The sequence below is a fragment of the Aeromonas sp. 1HA1 genome (assembly GCF_029237385.1).
Classification (GTDB): Bacteria; Pseudomonadota; Gammaproteobacteria; order Enterobacterales; family Aeromonadaceae; genus Aeromonas; species Aeromonas popoffii.
The window spans coordinates 13,888-30,795 of the sequence record NZ_JAACGC010000038.1; the positions used below are offsets into that span (position 1 = coordinate 13,888).

At 58.1% G+C, this 16,908-nt stretch carries 15 protein-coding genes and 2 pseudogenes; 12 read left to right on the forward strand and 5 right to left on the reverse strand.

Translation table 11 applies throughout. The annotated features are described in order from the left end of the window. Positions 1-71: 71 nt before the first annotated feature. The 5 genes and pseudogenes from GWQ22_RS12825 to deoD all read left to right on the forward strand — a co-directional run bounded on the left by GWQ22_RS12825 (position 72) and on the right by deoD (position 4,861). A pseudogene (locus GWQ22_RS12825) lies at positions 72-241 on the forward strand (DUF1427 family protein). Positions 242-632: 391 nt separating this feature from the next. Continuing rightward, positions 633-1,406: a deoxyribose-phosphate aldolase gene (gene deoC, locus GWQ22_RS12830; protein ID WP_042036196.1), complete on the forward strand. Its 774-nt coding sequence runs from the start codon at positions 633-635 to the stop codon at positions 1,404-1,406. 109 nt (positions 1,407-1,515) lie between these two features. Continuing rightward, complete coding sequence (gene deoA, locus GWQ22_RS12835) at positions 1,516-2,847, forward strand: thymidine phosphorylase (RefSeq protein ID WP_275930536.1); 1,332 nt, start codon at positions 1,516-1,518, stop codon at positions 2,845-2,847. Positions 2,848-2,861: 14 nt separating this feature from the next. Next, entirely contained in the window at positions 2,862-4,070 is a 1,209-nt protein-coding gene (locus GWQ22_RS12840) for a phosphopentomutase (RefSeq protein WP_212512756.1), read from the forward strand. 77 nt (positions 4,071-4,147) lie between these two features. Beyond that, entirely contained in the window at positions 4,148-4,861 is a 714-nt protein-coding gene (gene deoD, locus GWQ22_RS12845; RefSeq protein WP_275930537.1) for a purine-nucleoside phosphorylase, read from the forward strand. A gap of 82 nt (positions 4,862-4,943) precedes the next feature. Here the strand turns inward: deoD and GWQ22_RS12850 are convergent, their stop codons facing one another. Beyond that, the gene (locus GWQ22_RS12850) at positions 4,944-5,558 is read right to left on the reverse strand and encodes an AhpA/YtjB family protein (protein WP_275930538.1); all 615 of its coding nucleotides are present in this window, start codon (positions 5,556-5,558) and stop codon (positions 4,944-4,946) included. A gap of 120 nt (positions 5,559-5,678) precedes the next feature. Between GWQ22_RS12850 and serB the strand changes: the two genes are divergently transcribed. Together serB and GWQ22_RS12860 are read left to right on the forward strand one after the other, a co-directional pair. Continuing rightward, positions 5,679-6,695, forward strand: a complete 1,017-nt coding sequence (serB, locus tag GWQ22_RS12855) for a phosphoserine phosphatase SerB (RefSeq protein WP_275930539.1) — start codon at positions 5,679-5,681, stop codon at positions 6,693-6,695. Positions 6,696-6,732: 37 nt separating this feature from the next. Then, positions 6,733-7,638, forward strand: a complete 906-nt coding sequence (locus GWQ22_RS12860; protein ID WP_212512809.1) for an alpha/beta fold hydrolase — start codon at positions 6,733-6,735, stop codon at positions 7,636-7,638. Positions 7,639-7,707: 69 nt separating this feature from the next. Here the strand turns inward: GWQ22_RS12860 and GWQ22_RS12865 are convergent, their stop codons facing one another. Next, complete coding sequence (locus GWQ22_RS12865; RefSeq protein ID WP_275930540.1) at positions 7,708-10,086, reverse strand: PilZ domain-containing protein; 2,379 nt, start codon at positions 10,084-10,086, stop codon at positions 7,708-7,710. A 100-nt stretch (positions 10,087-10,186) separates the two neighbouring features. Between GWQ22_RS12865 and radA the strand changes: the two genes are divergently transcribed. After that, positions 10,187-11,551, forward strand: coding sequence for a DNA repair protein RadA (radA, locus tag GWQ22_RS12870; protein ID WP_275930541.1), 1,365 nt, complete (start codon positions 10,187-10,189; stop codon positions 11,549-11,551). A gap of 112 nt (positions 11,552-11,663) precedes the next feature. On the opposite strand, the gene GWQ22_RS12875 is transcribed toward radA, so the two are convergent. Then, complete coding sequence (locus GWQ22_RS12875) at positions 11,664-12,044, reverse strand: PilZ domain-containing protein (RefSeq protein WP_275930542.1); 381 nt, start codon at positions 12,042-12,044, stop codon at positions 11,664-11,666. Positions 12,045-12,143: 99 nt separating this feature from the next. Beyond that, a complete protein-coding gene (gene rsd, locus GWQ22_RS12880; protein WP_108536200.1) occupies positions 12,144-12,626 on the reverse strand; it encodes a sigma D regulator in 483 nt (160 codons plus the stop codon). A gap of 341 nt (positions 12,627-12,967) precedes the next feature. Here rsd and hupA point away from each other — a divergent pair, with 341 nt between their 5' ends. Together hupA and GWQ22_RS12890 are read left to right on the forward strand one after the other, a co-directional pair. Next, positions 12,968-13,240: a nucleoid-associated protein HU-alpha gene (hupA, locus tag GWQ22_RS12885; RefSeq protein ID WP_005305063.1), complete on the forward strand. Its 273-nt coding sequence runs from the start codon at positions 12,968-12,970 to the stop codon at positions 13,238-13,240. 101 nt (positions 13,241-13,341) lie between these two features. Next, positions 13,342-13,767, forward strand: coding sequence for a hypothetical protein (locus tag GWQ22_RS12890; protein WP_108536199.1), 426 nt, complete (start codon positions 13,342-13,344; stop codon positions 13,765-13,767). A gap of 147 nt (positions 13,768-13,914) precedes the next feature. Here the strand turns inward: GWQ22_RS12890 and dusA are convergent, their stop codons facing one another. Next, a complete protein-coding gene (dusA, locus tag GWQ22_RS12895) occupies positions 13,915-14,958 on the reverse strand; it encodes a tRNA dihydrouridine(20/20a) synthase DusA (protein ID WP_275930543.1) in 1,044 nt (347 codons plus the stop codon). A gap of 232 nt (positions 14,959-15,190) precedes the next feature. On the opposite strand from dusA, the gene GWQ22_RS12900 reads away from it, so the two are divergent. Further along, the gene (locus GWQ22_RS12900; RefSeq protein WP_275930544.1) at positions 15,191-16,147 is read left to right on the forward strand and encodes a site-specific integrase; all 957 of its coding nucleotides are present in this window, start codon (positions 15,191-15,193) and stop codon (positions 16,145-16,147) included. Between the two features lie 175 nt (positions 16,148-16,322). Continuing rightward, positions 16,323-16,714: pseudogene (locus GWQ22_RS12905) on the forward strand (IS1595 family transposase); the annotation flags it as partial. Positions 16,715-16,908 lie beyond the last annotated feature (194 nt).

A 16,908-nucleotide genomic window follows, 5' to 3' on the forward strand; every position in this document is an offset into this window, starting at 1 on the left:
CGCGTTTGGGGCGGTGACAACCGTTTTCCTTCCTAAACTAATAATAAAAATTGAGTCAAATCGGAGGTTATATGCATGAAGTGCTACTGGCGATAGCGGCCGGCTTTATCGTTGGCTTGTTGTTTTCTTTCCTCAAATTGCCGATCCCGGCACCCCCGTCCTGTCAGGGGTGATGGGGATCGTAGGAGTCTATCTGGGGGGCATGGCTTACTCCTGGATACTCACGCGTTTCTTCTCTTAACGCACGTTCCAGTAACGGATTTGCCAGATGTGAGGTACCTCTGAAATTGGCAAATCCGGCTTGCAAACACGGGGTATCTCGGCTGAAATAGGCATTGCCAGCAGGGTGCTGGCATTGACTAATATCCGATCAAATCGGGTGTTGGCGGTCAAATGGAATTGATTGGGAAGTCGGGTCATCAGTTGTCGGCCCTTCTCAAGTCTTCATGGAACCAAGTCCGCACTTTTGTAAGAAAGTGACAGGGCTCTTGCCTTATTTACAGCCACATTGCCTGTGCGGCGCGCTGTAATTCCATTCCCGTATCCTTGGGAGTCGTGTCTTGCTGGTTGCGCTGCGACACGCAGGCGCTCGCCCCTGGAATCAGGATTAAATCGAGACTTTGGAGAACAGAATGACTGATCTGAAACTGGCCGCCCAACGCGCCCTGAACCTGATGGACCTGACCACCCTGAACGATGATGACACCGATCAGAAGGTCATCGACCTGTGCCGCAAGGCCAAGTCTCCGGCTGGCCTGACTGCCGCCGTCTGCATCTACCCCCGTTTTATTCCTATCGCTCGCAAGACCTTGCGTGAGCTCGGTGCCGCCGACGTGCGCATCGCCACCGTGACCAACTTCCCCCATGGCAACGACGACATCGAGATCGCCGTGGCCGAGACCCGTGCCGCCGTGGCTTACGGTGCCGATGAAGTGGACGTGGTGTTCCCGTACCGTGCCTTCATGGCGGGCAATGAACAGATCGGTTCTGATCTGGTCAAAGCATGTAAGGAAGCCTGTGGCACCAAGGTGCTGTTGAAAGTGATCATCGAGACCGGTGAACTGAAAGAAGCAGCACTGATCCGTCGCGCTTCCGAAATTTGTATCGATGCCGGTGCCGATTTCATCAAAACCTCCACCGGCAAAGTGCCCGTCAACGCAACCCCGGAAGCGGCCCGCATCATGATGGAAGTGATCAAGGCCAAGAACCCGAAAGTCGGCTTTAAGCCGGCTGGTGGTGTGAAGGATGCAGCCGTTGCCGATCAGTACCTGGCCATGGCCGAAGAGATCCTCGGCAAAGATTGGGTCTGTGCCCGTACCTTCCGCTTCGGCGCCTCCAGCCTGCTCGCCAGCTTGCTGGCCACGCTGGGGCACGGCGACAAGCCTGCCAACACCAGCGGTTACTAATAAGTTGATGAGAGGGCGAGCGTGGCTTGCCCTGTTATGCCCACGCCATATGGTGCGCGGGCAGGGATAACGGCTTATGTGACGCTAGCAACGGCGGAGGGAATGAAGGATGTTTTTGCCTCAAGAAATTATTCGAAAGAAGCGCAACGGTGAAGCGCTCAGTACCCAAGAGATTCAATTCTTCGTGCAGGGCATTACCAACAACACCATCGGCGAGGGCCAGATTGCGGCGCTCGCCATGGCGGTTTACTTCAAAGACATGAGCATGGATGAGCGGGTTGCCCTGACCTGCGCCATGCGCGACTCCGGCATGGTATTGAACTGGGATCACCTGAACCTGGGCGGCCCGATTGTCGACAAGCACTCCACCGGTGGTGTGGGGGATGTGGTTTCCCTGATGCTGGGCCCCATGGTCGCCGCCTGCGGTGGCTTCGTGCCGATGATCTCCGGTCGTGGTCTGGGTCATACCGGCGGTACTCTGGACAAGCTGGATGCCATCCCCGGCTACCAGACCTCGGTCGATAACGATCGTTTCCTGAACGTGGTGAAAGAGGCCGGTGTCGCCATCATAGGCCAGACCGGCGATCTCGCCCCCGCTGACAAGCGTATCTATGCAGTACGTGACATCACCGCCACCGTCGAATCCATCGCCATGATCACCGGCTCCATCCTCTCCAAGAAGCTCGCCTCCGGGCTGGAAGCGCTGGTGATGGATGTGAAAGTGGGCTCCGGCGCCTTTATGCCGACCTTCGAAGCCTCCGAAGAGCTGGCCAAGAGCATAGTGGCGGTGGCCAACGGTGCCGGTTGTCGCACCTCGGCCCTGCTGACCGACATGAACCAGGTGCTGGCTTCCAGCGCCGGTAACGGGGTTGAAGTGCGCGAAGCGGTGCGTTACCTGACCGGTGAATACCGCAACCCGCGCATTCACGAAGTCACCATGAGCCTGTGCGCCGAGATGCTGATCTCCGCCGGCCTGGCCAGCGACGACAGCGATGCCCGTCGCAAGCTGCAGGCGGTGCTCGACAACGGCAAGGCTGCCGAGATCTTCGGGCGCATGGTGACCGGGCTCGGTGGTCCGTCCGACTTCATGGAACGTTATGACAGTCACCTGCCCAAGGCTGCCATTGTGCGCCCTGTGTATGCCGCCAATGCCGGCTTCGTGACCGCCATGGATACCCGGGAGCTGGGTCTGGCCGTGGTCGCCATGGGCGGCGGTCGTCGTGCTGCCGGTGACAAACTCGATTACGCCGTCGGTCTGACCGACGTTATCCGCCTGGGCCAGAGCGTCGATGCTGACAAGCCGATTGCCCTGATCCACGCTCAAACTGACGATCAATTTGCTCAGGCTGCCAGCATGGTGCAGGCGGCTGTCAAGATCGGTGACACTCAGCCCCAGGCGTTGCCTGAGGTTTACCGTCGCATCGGTCTGGCTGATTTGTAACAAGGGGAAAACCCATGAAACGTACCTTTATTCTGATGATGGACTCTTTCGGTATTGGCGCTGCTGCCGATGCAGACAAGTTCGGAGATGTGGGCGCCAACACCCTTGGCCACATTGCCAAGGCCTGTGCAGCCGGTGAGATTGAAGGCCGTGGCGCCCTCAATCTGCCGAACCTGAACAAGCTGGGTCTGGGCCATGCGGGGGAGCTGGCCTCCGGCTACTTCCCGGCAGGCTTGAAGAAGGATATCGAGGTGGTCGGTGCCTACGGTTTCGCCCAGGAGCTCTCCTCCGGCAAGGACACGCCCTCCGGCCACTGGGAGATCGCTGGCGTGCCCGTGCTGTTCGAGTGGGGTTACTTCAAGGATCACCACAACAGCTTCCCGCAGGCGCTGCTGGACGCCATCGTCGAGAAGGCGGGTCTGCCTGGATATCTGGGCAACTGCCATGCCTCTGGCACCCAGGTGCTGGACGATCTCGGCGAAGAGCACATGCGTACCGGCAAGCCGATCCTCTACACCTCTGCCGACTCCGTGTTCCAGATCGCCTGTCACGAAGAGACCTATGGTCTTGAGAAGCTCTATGAGCTGTGCCACATAGTGCGCGAGCTGCTGGAGCCCTACAACATAGGTCGCGTCATCGCGCGTCCGTTCGTGGGCAGCGGCAAGGGCAACTTCAAGCGCACCGGCAACCGTCACGACTACTCGGTGCTGCCACCGGCACCCACTGTGCTGGATTACATGAAAGACGCGGGTGGCCAGGTGGTCTCCATCGGCAAGATTGCCGACATCTATGCCAACCAGGGTATCACCAAGCAGGTGAAGGGTACCGGTCTGACCGAGCTGTGGGATCGCACTCTGGAAGAGGTGAAAGCGGCCGGTGACAATACCATCGTCTTCACCAACTTCGTCGATTTCGACTCCTCCTATGGTCACCGTCGTGACGTGAAAGGCTACGCCGATGCACTGGAGTATTTCGACTCCCGTCTGCCGGAGCTGTTCGCGATGTTGCAAGATGGCGATGTGGTGGTGCTGACCGCTGATCACGGCTGTGATCCGACCTGGGGCGGCACGGATCACACCCGTGAATACATTCCCGTGCTCTTCTTCGGCAAGCCGGTCAAGGCGGGCTCAGTCGGTCGTCGTGAGACCTTTGCCGATATCGGCCAGAGCATAGCGGCCTACCACGGTTTGCCGAAATTGGAATACGGTACCAGCTTCCTGTAATTTACCCGCCCGTCACCTCGGTGGCGGGCAACCAATAAAGACAATAAAACTCAACCTAGTGTGAAGGAATCAAGAGAATGGCAACTCCTCATATCAATGCGAAAGATGGCGCCTTTGCTGATACCGTACTGATGCCGGGCGACCCCCTGCGCGCCAAGTACATCGCCGAAGCCTTCCTGGAGAACGTCGAGCAGGTGTGCGACGTGCGCAGCATGCTCGGCTTCACCGGCACCTACAAGGGTCGTCGTATCTCCGTCATGGGCCACGGCATGGGCATTCCGTCCTGCTCCATCTACGCCAAAGAGCTGATCACCGACTACGGTGTGAAGACCCTGATCCGCGTGGGTTCCTGTGGCGCTGTGCGTGAAGACGTGAAGCTGCGTGACGTAGTGATCGGCATGGGTGCATGTACCGATTCCAAGGTCAACCGTCTGCGCTTCAAGGATCACGACTTCGCCGCCATCGCCGACTTTGGCCTGGTTGCCAATGCTGTGCAAGCCGCCAAAAACAAGGGCGTTGTCGTGCGCGTTGGTAACATCTTCTCTGCCGACCTGTTCTACAGCCCAGACCCTTCTATGTTCGATGTCATGGAAAAGTACGGCATCCTGGGTGTCGAGATGGAAGCCGCCGGTATCTACGGCGTGGCCGCAGAGTACGGCGCCAAGGCACTGACCATCTGCACCGTCTCCGACCATATCCGTACCGGTGAGCAGACCACCTCCGAAGAGCGTCAGCTGACCTTCAACGACATGATCGAAATTGCACTGGACTCCGTGCTGCTGGGTGACTGATCCCGCAGCCTTTGGCTCCACGCAAAACGGCGACCTCAGGGTCGCCGTTTTTATATGTGCAGTTTGGGGTGTGCCCGTTTTTTCAGGGACCGGGCGTCTGGGGCGGGCTCTTCTTCTTCTTGTGCTTGCGTACCCGCATGTAGTTGCGGCGCACGCCGTAGGAGATGAGCAGGCCGGCTAGCAGCGCTACCAGCAGCATCAGCCGCTGTTTTTCTTGCACCACCTTGAGTCGGGTGTCCTTGTCCGCCAGCAGTTTCTGCTCTTCCAGTGTGATGCGCAGGTAGCCTATGGTCTGCTCCCCATCCAGGATCTCCTGCACAAACTGGATGCGGCCCTTGCCCTGTTCCGGCACCGATTTGTTGTTGTCGCCGATGGGCAACAGGCTGTCCAGTGGCACGGCGGCGTCCGATTGGGCGAGGGGGATGCCACGGGCGTCATAGAGGGTGGCATCGAGGATCTCGGGCTCGGCGGCCAGATCCTGGGCCAGCCGTTCCAGCTCGCTGTTCTTGTCTTCCTTGATCCAGCGCTTCATGTCACGGGCGGCATAGGCGACCAGCGCCTGGGCACGGTTGCGCGCCTCGCTGTGCAGCGAGGCCTGGCTCTCGCCCTGCATATGGATGAGCACACCGAGCACCCAGAGGCCGAGCAAAATGCCGGCACCCAGACTGAGAACACGTTTGATGGGAAGATGACGCAAGCGTTGAGCCTCCTGACGACGAGCGGTGGCGGGATCTTGGCGCTTGCCTGTATAAAAAGCAATACGCTACTCTGGGCCCGCGTTGTTAACCTCATGATCATCAAGGAAGGCTCTATCTCTATGCTGTTGTCCCAATTACCTGCTGCCTTGTCCGAGTGGCCAGAGTGCCTGCCCAGTGCCCCCTGGTGGCAATTGACGCCGCAGGCGCTGCTGCCCGTCGCCAAACCTCTGGATGGCGCCTGGCTTGTGCTGTTTGGCAAGCACCTTGCCGCCCGCCATCTGGCACGCCTGGCCGAGTTGCTGGCCGCGCAGGATATGCAGGCTCAGCTCTATCCGCCGAGCACTCCGGCCGGGGTGCCCTTGCTGCTGTTGGGGGCGGACAGGTTTTCCCCCGAGCTGGTGCAGTTGCTCAAGACCGGGGAGTGGGACATCGACATCTGCCATTTGCCGGTGCTGCCGACTCTGAGTGAGCCCGGCTTGCTGGTGATGGACATGGACTCCACCGCCATCCAGATCGAGTGCATCGACGAGATCGCCCGGCTGGCGGGAGTGGGCGAGCAGGTGGCCGCCGTGACGGCCGCCGCCATGCAGGGCAAGCTGGAGTTCTCCGACAGCCTGCGCAATCGGGTCGCCCTGCTGGCAGGGGCGCCGGTCACCATCCTCGACGAGGTGGCGGCCCAAATGCCCTGGATGCCGGGCCTGCAACTGATGGTCGATACCCTCAAGCAGGCGGGCTGGAAGGTGGCGATCGCCTCGGGGGGGTTCACCCGCTTCGCTGGCGAGCTGCAGCAGGTGTTGGGGCTGGACGCCATCTTCGCCAACGAGCTGGCGGTTGAGGAGGGGCGACTGACCGGCAAGGTGAGTGGGCGCATAGTCGATGCGAGCGTCAAGGCCGAGGTATTGCAGCAGCTGGCGCAGGAGTACGGCATTGTTGCCGCCCAGACTGTGGCCATCGGCGATGGTGCTAACGATCTCAAGATGATGGCGGTGGCCGCTCTTGGCATTGCCATCCACGCCAAGCCGCTGGTACGGGCCCAGGCGGCCGCCACCCTCAACCATCATGATTTGGAAGGGGTCATCTGTTTGCTCGGTGCCCTTGCCTGTCGCGATCGCCGTTGGGATCGTCACGGATCTTGAGTTACCTGCCCCATGTCATGGAGGACCTGGCATAGTGATGGAACTGTTACAGCAGTCCCTGTTTATTCCCTGTGGTGAGCACCAGCTGCACGTGCGCCACATTCAGCCACGGGTCGCCGTGCATGCTGAGCCGATCCTGATGGTGCATGGTGCCATCGAGAATGGCCGTATCTTCTATACCGAATCGGGCAAGGGGCTTGCTTGTTTCCTGGCGCGCCACGGTTATCAGGTCTATGTGGCCGACCTGCGCGGCCGGGGTCTTAGCACCCCGGCTATTGCCGTACAAGCCGGGCATGGCCAGCACGAGCTGATCACCGAGGATCTGCCGGCCCTGCACCGCTGGATTGCGGCGCGCCATGCCGGCTTCAGGCTGCACTGGATGGCTCACTCCTGGGGAGGCGTCATCATGGCCTCGACCCTGGTGCGTTTGCCTGAGTTGGCCGTGCAGATCGCCAGCCTGGTGTTCTTTGGTACCAAGCGTGGCATCTCGGTGCAGAACCCGGAACGCTGGTTGAAGGTGGATATCATCTGGAATCGGCTGGCGCCCTGGCTGGCGCGGCGCAGCGGTTTTCTGGCTGCCCGCAGCCTGAAGATGGGGGCTGATGACGAGTCGCTGCGCTACCTGCAGGAGACTATCCCCTGGATCAAGTGCGGCCCCTGGCAGGATCCGCACGACGGCTTTGCCTATGACGAAGCGGCGGCCAGGGTCAACTGGCCGCCGCTCTGGATGATTTCAGCCAAGGCTGACAAGGTATTGGGGCACCCGACCGACGTGCGTCGCTTCAGTGCCGAGATGGGGTCTGCCACACGCCACACCCGGCTTGGCAAGGACAACGGCAACCGGCTCGATTACGATCACATCAACATGCTGACGGCGCCACAGGCACAAGAGGATCACTTCCCGCAGATCCTCGCGTGGCTGCTCAACCCGCAGACTGCGTGATGGCTAGACCAGGCTGGTTTGCCTGGTCGATATCCGCGCTTGGGCCGGTTCATTGGCATGAGTTGCCGCTCAATTGATGGGCGGGGTGATGCCGAGCCGGAACAGGGTGGCCTGGCTGGTATCGGTTAGTTCACCCACACCCACCACGCTCCACAGCTCCTCCTCCAGCTTCCTGGCCTTGTGGATGGCGAACTTGGCGATGTAATCCAGCTCGTTGGCGATGAAGTTGGTATCGGGTCGGCCGGTGCGAGAAATGCCAACCAGCACCGAATAAAACTCCCCCTGACGCAGTGCCAGCTCGATGAAGCTGCGTTTTTCCGCCATGTCCTGAAAACTGCTGGCCAGCCGGCTGGAGAAGACGGGCAAGCCGGCCGGCGTGCGCAGACTGGCGATGTAGACCTCTTCCTCCTGTGGCTTGTCTTCCCGTTCGATGGCGCGTAGCGGGTTCATGATCAGCTGCTTGAGCAGATCCCCGTGGAACAGGGGATAGAGGTTGTCCTGATCCCCCTTCTCGGCACAGGCCCGCAACAGACGTGACAGGCTGCGATCCTGCGGGGCATGGCCTACCGAGGCCGGCTTGGGTGCGCCCTTCAGTTTGTTGATGTAGACGGGGGTGCTGAAGATATGATGGGTGTAGATGTTGCGCAGCGCCCTGGCCATGCCGCGGTAACGACGCTGCTCCTGCGCTGCCTTGAGTTTGTTCTGGTTGCTCTCGATCAACAGGCTGAAGAATTGGCGACCGATGTGGCGCTCAGGGTCCCCCTCGATACACAGATGCAGCATGGTCCGGGTCAGGTTGATGCTGACCAGTCGGTAGGGGAGACGTTGCAAATCCATGCTCTTGGAGAGCTCCTGCAGGCGGGGCAAGGCGAGGGTGACTATGTCATCTTTTTCGCCCTCGAACGCCTCTTCCAGCTCTATTTGCATGCCGTGGGCCGAGATGTCGCGGGTCCAACCAAGCCAGGCCCGCCCGTTGTGCTTGATGGCGACGGCTGTCTTGTGGATGTAGCGTGCCTCTTTGCGCAACTGCACATAATGCAGCGTCTCGATCTCGTAGGGGGCGGCCCCAAGATCATGGCCGAAGCGCTGCAGTTCGTTGGCATTATTGCTGAACTCCCCCTCCTGGCGGAACTCCTCGCGCAGGGATTCCTGACTGATGTCTTGCAGCAGGCCGCAGTAGCCAATCTGCTTGAGCCGTTCGAGCAGCAGGATGTCTTGCAGCTGTGGATTCTCGAGCCCTTGCAACTGGCCGACGTCAGCTTCCCGTAACTCGCACGCCTCCAGCGAGAATTTGTAGACACGCCAGCTGGGGCGGCGGGAGCCTACCTGGAAAAAGAGCGCAGTGAGGCCGCTCTGGCGCAGCTCCTCGGCGGTGGCCGAGAAGAAGTAGATATGGCTGCGCACCGTATGGCTAAAGCAGTAGATGAGCGTCTCTACAGTAGTGCCGGGGGCCGGGCAGAGCTGTTTCATTCGCTCGGCACTGAAGAGCCCCGCCAGGGCGTCACGGTTCTTCTCGTCTCGCCAGTACTCTAGTAGATGCTGGTTGTTCTCGGTACGCAGGGCAATCTCGAGGTTGGGGTTGTCACCAGTGCCGAAGAAGAGCGGCATGCCAGTCATCCGTGGCAGGTAAAACTGCTCATATCCCTTGATGATGGCGGCGGAAAGCAGATAGTCGACGCTGACTCGATAACGGATCTTGTTGGCGTCGATAAAGTCGCTGAGGAAGGCATCGAATGCTGGCTGTTCACCCGATCGCACCAGCCGCAGCCAATATTTTCCCTCTTTGCTCTCTTCGCCGAGGATCTGGTAGCCGACCGGCTGGTGCAGCACCGGATTGGGGGTATCCCGCTCCAGCCCGGTGAAGAAGACCTCGACCTGCGCGCCGGTGTGATAGCTGGGCAGATAGGGTACCGATACCCGCATCCCACCCAGCGAGAGATCGGAGCTCTTGGCGAACAGCTTCTCCCCATCCTGAAACTTGATCAGCACCGGCGAGCTGAAGTGCATCCGCTCCTGACGTCGGCCGTAGTAGCTGGCGAAGGGGATGGGATTGACATCGTATTGGCGAAACGGGCTGGCAGGGGGGGGCAAGGAACCGTCACCCTTGCTTTGGGGGTGTTTCTGCCAATGTTGCAGCGCCTCGTTGACACCCAGGGTGTAGGTATCCCGGTAGAGATAGCACTGGGACTGAAACAGGCCTATGGCCTCGGCCGGCATGAAGTGGGTGATCCCTTCAAACTCATGAACCAGGCACTCTTCGCCCAGCTCGTCGCGCATGTCGATGACACGCCTGCAGGGGGTGCATTTGCGCTTTATCTCCATCTTGAGCAGGAAACGGCGGTTGCTGTTTTCGTCCTGCGTCAGGCGATTGAAGATGTCATCGAAATCTTTTTCTCTGAGCAGAGGAATGAGCTGTTCAATCAGGTGCTGTTGTTGTTCTGAATCCATGTGTTCCTGCCAAGGAAAGTCACTTTTCCGATTCTGGGTTTGATCTGTCGGTCGCAAACAAGTATATCAAGCAGGAATTCATCCTGTCCCCGAGTTATCCATGGCCAAAAATAAAACTGCCTATGTTTGTACCGAATGTGGTGCCGACTTCACACGCTGGCAAGGCCAGTGCGGCGAATGCAAGGAGTGGAACACCATCACTGAGGTGCGTCTTGGCTCAGTGACGCCGGGCAAACATGCCCGCTACACCGGCTACGCCGGCGCCATCGGCAGTCAGGTTCAGACGCTGGCGGAGATCGCCACCACAGAGATCCCCCGTTTTTCCTCCGGTTTCAAGGAGCTGGATCGGGTGCTCGGTGGCGGCGTTGTGCCAGGTTCGGCCATTCTGATTGGCGGCAATCCGGGGGCGGGCAAGTCTACCCTGCTGTTGCAGACCATGTGCGGTCTGGCTGAGCGGATGAAGACTCTCTATGTGACTGGGGAAGAGTCGCTGCAGCAGGTGGCGATGCGTGCCAGCCGGCTGGGGCTGCCTACCGACAAGCTGCGCATGCTGTCCGAGACCAGTGTCGAGCAGATTTGCATCATAGCTCAGCAGGAGCAGCCGCAGATCATGGTCATCGACTCCATCCAGGTGATGCATGTGGTCGATGTTCAGTCATCTCCCGGCTCCGTTTCCCAGGTGCGGGAGGCCGCGGCCCTGTTGACCCGTTACGCCAAGCAGAATCACGTCGCCATCTTCATGGTGGGCCATGTGACCAAGGATGGCACCCTGGCTGGTCCCAAGGTGCTGGAGCACTGTGTCGACTGTTCTGTATTGCTGGATGGCGCCAACGATTCGCGCTTTCGCACTCTGCGTTCCCACAAGAACCGCTTCGGTGCCGTCAACGAACTCGGTGTGTTTGCCATGACGGGGCAGGGCATGCGCGAGGTGAGCAACCCTTCCGCTATCTTCCTCAGCCGGGGTGAGGAGCAGGCCCCCGGCTCCATCGTCATGGTGATCTGGGAGGGTACCCGACCGCTGCTGGTGGAGCTGCAGGCACTGGTGGACTACTCCCAGCTATCCAACCCGCGCCGGGTGGCCGTGGGGATGGATCACAACCGTCTCGCCATGCTGCTGGCTGTACTGCATCGTCATGGCGGGCTGCAGATGGCGGATCAGGATGTCTTTATCAACGTGGTGGGGGGCGTCAAGGTTGAAGAGACCAGTGCGGATCTGGCCCTGTTGCTGGCCATGGTTTCCAGCTTTAGAGATCAGGCCTTGCCCAAGGATCTGGTGGTGTTTGGTGAGGTGGGCCTGTCCGGCGAGATCCGGCCAGTACCGTCCGGTCAGGAACGGCTGCAGGAGGCCGCCAAGCACGGCTTCCGCCGTGCCATAGTGCCCTATGCCAATGCACCCAAGCACCCTATCGAGGGGATGGAAGTGGTGCCGGTGAAAAAACTGGCAGATGCGCTGGAAGCCTTGTGACCATGGATGCAGCCGCGTTTTAAAACGTGGATGTAACAGATCTCGGCAATAAATCCAGGCAATAAAGAAAGAGCGCCATCGGCGCTCCTTTCTATTGCATCTGGAGGGTTTCTCAGGGATGAGGGTGTTCCAGATGCTCGTTTAGCAGTTGTTCCAGTTCACGATGGAGCAGCTCTTCATCTCCGACGTTGAGCTCTACCATCCGCTTGAGGTGGGTCGCACTGTCGATGTCGATATGGTGGCAGTAGAATCCCAGCTTCTTGCTGGCCTCATGGGTCAGTTCGACCTGCATCTTGATCTCGATGTCGCTGCCGCTCAGGACGAAGCCCAGTTCATACTCTTTGTTGTCGTTGCTCTCCCAGCCATCGGGCCGGATCAAGAGCGCCCCCTGGAGGGATATATCCACCAGCTGGGTACGCCATATCTTATCGCCCTGGACGAGGTCGGCCATGGTCAAGTAGAGGATTCGTGAAAAACGGCGACGCTCGGACATTCTCATCTCCTGTCAGCAATAGGGTTTGGTGCTAAAGGTCATAACAGAGTGTAATGTACCTTGCGCATCAGGATCTTGAACTGGCTCCGAAATTGGATATCAAACCTGTCGGGTGCTGAGTGATTCCACCACTTGTAACGCCTTGACCAGCCGATCCTCCTGTTTGAAGCGATCCTCCAGTACCGGGCCGAGTTGATTCAGATCTTCATCCAGCAGCAGCAACTGAGCCTCATCTGCGTTGCTGTACTTGTCGTTGAATTCCAGTGCGAATTCGGTGCATGCCCGAATATTGGGATAGATGCGCTTGGCCAGCTCCAGTTTGTCGCCGCTGGCTTTTTCGAAGGCGGTGACCACATGGTTGTAGATCTCGAAGTGGCCGGCGCTGACGTAATCGACCAGTTGCTCGCAGAAACGCTGCAGTTCGACATGGCCGGGGAGTGAGCGCTGTTTGGTGCGGGCGGGCGTCAGCCCTGCGAGCCGCATGTATTCAACCAGCAGAGCCTGCCTGGCATCCAGCCAGTCATCGATAGCCCGATGCTTTCCTGCCAATGCGCGTTTGGTTTGTTCCAGTTCAGTTAACATAATCCCTCCGTGGGGCATAGGCATGGAGTGCTATCGCTACAGGCCTCCGGCCTTTCTTATTGACTGACGACACTCCCTATAACTAGGGAAAATCCTGTTGACCGTCAATAGGTGTATGGGGATATTGTTACATCTGATGGTGTTTTGGCTACAAGACGCCATCACGTGCTCTCCTCTTCCAATCCATCGCGATAACGAAGGGGTGAGATTTGTGACTATTTCCGCAGATCTTGATGAAAACCCCAGCATTCAAGCCAACCTGGCTGATAAAGCCTTTGCCTGAGTGTTTTTTTTTGAATAGAGTGGCCCGGTGCTAAATGCCCGATCATAAAGGAAATGTTATGAACAAAGCTCAACTTGTCGATGCAATTGCCGCCAAAGCCGATCTGAGCAAAGCTCAGGCCAAAGTTGCTCTGGAAGAGATCATCAATGGTATTACCCAGAGCCTGAAAGAAGGCGATGCTGTGCAGTTGGTGGGTTTTGGTACCTTCAAGGTGAACCATCGCGCGGGCCGTACCGGTCGTAATCCGCAAACTGGTAAAGAAATCCAGATTGCAGCCGCGAATGTGCCGTCCTTTGTGGCAGGCAAGGCGCTCAAAGACGCCGTCAAGTAATCGTGTAAAACCCGGCGCCAGCCGGGTTTTTTATTGCCATCGTCAGCGGAATTTGTTTCAGATACACTCAAGATATGGCGTGCGCCGTAGTGAGGTGGATGATGGAACAGAAAAATGCCATTCGGCAGGTTGCCGTACCTTGGGCTCCGTCCCGCCAACTCCCCCCAGGCCTGGTTGTGGCCGAACTGCATCAGGATATCTGGAGTGACTCTCTGACCGTCATGCTGGGTCGGGCGCGAAGCATAGATCTGCCGCCCCAGATCCTGTGCCGGGTCTACTTTCGCCATATCTTCGCGGTGCGGGTCATGGAGGATTGCGATCTGTCGGAAGGCAAGGAGAGTCATGCCATCGAGGAGCAGATCCAGCTCATCACCCCGTCCCGTTTTGCCAGCTGGTTCCATCAGGAATCGGAGGGGCTTCATCTGGACGAGGATCTGCAGCACTATCGCATCTCGACTTGGGACTACTGTGCCGATGTGCTGACGTCATTTGCACCCGAACTGCAGTTTGTGGACAAGGGGGCGTAACGTCAGCGCGATGGCCACGCATAGAAAAGCCGGTAACACCAGGTGTTACCGGCTTTTTCATTGGTGGGCGGGAACGGGTTAAGGGTCAGCCCAGCTGCGGCTCCCTGTGCAGCCATAAACCAGTGAAGCGATACAGGATTATTCCACCTAGTCGGCGCTGGCGAATTCCGGCACCTTGGCCATGGCATCCAGTACGACCTGGATGCCGGCACCCGGTTTGCAGGCGTTTTCGCTCAGGTGACGACGCCAGGCACGGGCACCCTGCATGTTCTGGAACAGCCCCAGCATGTGGCGGGTCATGTGGGAGAGGTAGTTGCCCTTGGCCAGCTCCTGCTCCATGTAGGGCAGCATCATCCGTACCACCTCATGACGGCTAGGAACGTCGCCCGTCAGGCCGAACAGCTGGCTGTCCACCTGCGCCAGGATATAGGGATTCTGATAGGCTTCGCGCCCCATCATCACGCCATCGACATGCTGCAGATGCTCGAGGGTCTGCTCCATGGAGGTGACGCCACCGTTGAGGGCGATGGTCAGCTCGGGGTAATCCTGCTTGACCCGGTAGACGCGCGGGTAATCGAGCGGCGGGATCTCGCGGTTCTCACGCGGGCTCAGGCCGCTCAGCCACGCCTTGCGGGCGTGCACGATAAAGGTATCGCAACCGGCGTCGCGAACTTGCTCGATAAAGGCCTGCAAAAATTCGTAAGAGTCCTGATCGTCGATACCGATGCGGGTCTTGACCGTCACCGGGATATCGACCACATCGCGCATCGCCTTGACGCAGTCGGCCACCAGCGCGGGTTCGCCCATCAGGCAGGCACCGAAGCGGCCATTCTGGACCCGATCCGACGGGCAACCCACGTTGAGGTTGATCTCGTCATAACCGCGCTCCTGTGCCAGTCTGGCGCAGTGGGCAAGATCCGCCGGGTTGCTGCCACCCAGTTGCAGTGAGATGGGATGCTCCTGCTCGCTATAGCCCAGATAATCCCCTTTGCCATGGATGATAGCGCCCGTGGTCACCATCTCGGTATAGAGCAAGGTCTGGCGGGTCATCAGACGGTGGAAATAACGGCAATGCCGATCGGTCCAGTCCAGCATGGGGGCAATCGAGAATGTCTGGCGGTGGGCAGGCTTGCCAGATATGGCCTCAGAGCCTGATTTAACGGGGGTTTCACTGATTTGTTTCTGAGTCATTTGCGGGTGTTTCCAGACATTTGTTGATTGAACCTGCCCCATATCTGCCCCACCATTTCATGGGGCAGCTGTACTCCACGAGGTATCTATGGCCGGCTACACAATAGAAAAACGTAAGACCAGCAAAGGCGAGTTACGCTATCGCTGTACCGTCAGGGAACATAAAGGCGAAGAGGTAGTATACCGAAAATCCCGAACCTTTGGCAGGCAGTCCGACGCCAAGAGCTGGGGAATGCAGATGGTTGCAATGATCGAGCGAGATGGTTTGCCAGGACAGGTACAACCCGCCCCCACCATCCGCGAACTCATTTCGCTCTACCGTGCCCATTCAGCCATCAGCCCCACCATAGGCAGAACCAAAGCCTACTGCCTCGATCTGGTAGCCGATTGCGATATCGCTAAGCTCAATGCCGATCAGCTCACCATCAAGGATCTGGTCGACCACTGTCAGGCCAGAAGGGATGCGGGAGCCTCGCCTGCCACCATAGCCCACGATATCAGCTACCTTGGGTCCGTATTTGCTGCCGCCAACCCCGTCTTCAATATCCCGGTCGACAACAAGCTCATCCTTGAAGCACGTAAGACGCTTAACAACCTGAAACTGGTGGGGAAAGCCCAGAAGCGCACCCGACGTCCGGTGAGCGATGAACTCGATCGGATCATTCTGGGACTGGAAAAACGACAGAGCCGCGGCATGGCCAAGATCCCCTACACCGCTCTTCTCAACTTCGCCATCCTGAGCTGCATGCGGATAAGCGAGGTGTGCAATATTAAGTGGTCTGGCGTAGATGAGAAAAACCGGGCCGTGCTGGTTGAAGACCGCAAAGACCCGAGAAAAAAGATAGGGAACCATATGCTGGTTCCCCTGCTGGGTGAAGCCTGGGAGATCCTCCAGCGTCAGCCCAGAACCGATGATCGCATCTTCCCCTACAATGGCAAGAGCGTCACAGCCGGTTTCCAGCGGGTCAGAACAGAGCTTGGCATTGAAGACTTACGCTGGCACGACCTACGCCGAGAAGGAGCCTGCCGTCTGTTTGAGGCTGGCTTTGTCATCGACGAGGTCGCCCAAGTCACCGGCCACAGAAACATCAACATTCTCTGGCAGATCTACACCGACCTCTACCCCAACCGGGTACACGCCAAGTTTGAACGGCTACAACAAGCCAAAGGGGCAGCAGAAGCCAGATAAAGTGGGAAAAGTGGGATGCAGATTGCTGCTAATGTGTTGCTCCTCAGATGAATTAAGGATGAACACTCGCGTCCGCGATTTACTGATATTCCAGGGAAAGTGCGGGCGATTCACTTCCAGTCAGGTGTCCATCTGCTGCTTGTTTTACAAGAATTCTGCCTTTTTTGGCACCACTGCTTCAGCCACCGATCAGGCAACGTGAGAAGAAGGGATTATTGCAGTGGATTAAACCTTCTTCCTCGAATCTTTCAAAAGGCAACGAGAATTAGCTGTGTGGAGGTAAAGGGCGAACCCATGGAACCGGGCCCGATTATATTCCGGTGATGGTGGTGCAAGACCGAGCGAGCCACCATGCGGATTTCCAACTGGAGAAAATGAACGCTGAGACGGTCGCAGCAGCTTTACCGGATGCGATGTTGAGGTGTGTGATGGGGTGGGTGTTTATGCCAGTTTCAGTTAGTCAGAGTGCGTGCCCATAACTGCCAAGGCTGGCGCAGGATACTGGAACTTTACGGGAGGGGCCTGAATATCAAGGCATGTTTGCATGAGGCATTGGGGAACCTGTAACACGTAATTGGGACAGAGCCAAAAATAACATCTCTTATACAAGCTTAGATAGCATGTCAACAATAAGTGCTGGACAAATCGTTGCAACAAGCTAATGAATTTAAAAAAATGTAATAAATGTCACATTGTGTGGATTGGTTGTTTGTTTTTTATTGCTATTGCGAGTCGTTCGAGTACCATTTTCCTTCGGTTAA

Excerpts from the sequence above, each read along its gene's own strand:
- deoC (WP_042036196.1), top strand. The coding sequence starts at position 633 with ATGACTGATCTGAAACTGGCCGCCCAACGCGCCCTGAACCTGATGGAC.
- deoA (WP_275930536.1), top strand. The coding sequence starts at position 1,516 with ATGTTTTTGCCTCAAGAAATTATTCGAAAGAAGCGCAACGGTGAAGCG.
- GWQ22_RS12840 (WP_212512756.1), top strand. The coding sequence starts at position 2,862 with ATGAAACGTACCTTTATTCTGATGATGGACTCTTTCGGTATTGGCGCT.
- deoD (WP_275930537.1), top strand. The coding sequence starts at position 4,148 with ATGGCAACTCCTCATATCAATGCGAAAGATGGCGCCTTTGCTGATACC.
- serB (WP_275930539.1), top strand. The coding sequence starts at position 5,679 with ATGCTGTTGTCCCAATTACCTGCTGCCTTGTCCGAGTGGCCAGAGTGC.
- GWQ22_RS12860 (WP_212512809.1), top strand. The coding sequence starts at position 6,733 with ATGGAACTGTTACAGCAGTCCCTGTTTATTCCCTGTGGTGAGCACCAG.
- GWQ22_RS12865 (WP_275930540.1), bottom strand. The coding sequence starts at position 10,086 with ATGGATTCAGAACAACAACAGCACCTGATTGAACAGCTCATTCCTCTG.
- radA (WP_275930541.1), top strand. The coding sequence starts at position 10,187 with ATGGCCAAAAATAAAACTGCCTATGTTTGTACCGAATGTGGTGCCGAC.
- GWQ22_RS12875 (WP_275930542.1), bottom strand. The coding sequence starts at position 12,044 with ATGTCCGAGCGTCGCCGTTTTTCACGAATCCTCTACTTGACCATGGCC.
- rsd (WP_108536200.1), bottom strand. The coding sequence starts at position 12,626 with ATGTTAACTGAACTGGAACAAACCAAACGCGCATTGGCAGGAAAGCAT.
- hupA (WP_005305063.1), top strand. The coding sequence starts at position 12,968 with ATGAACAAAGCTCAACTTGTCGATGCAATTGCCGCCAAAGCCGATCTG.
- GWQ22_RS12890 (WP_108536199.1), top strand. The coding sequence starts at position 13,342 with ATGGAACAGAAAAATGCCATTCGGCAGGTTGCCGTACCTTGGGCTCCG.
- dusA (WP_275930543.1), bottom strand. The coding sequence starts at position 14,958 with ATGACTCAGAAACAAATCAGTGAAACCCCCGTTAAATCAGGCTCTGAG.
- GWQ22_RS12900 (WP_275930544.1), top strand. The coding sequence starts at position 15,191 with ATGCAGATGGTTGCAATGATCGAGCGAGATGGTTTGCCAGGACAGGTA.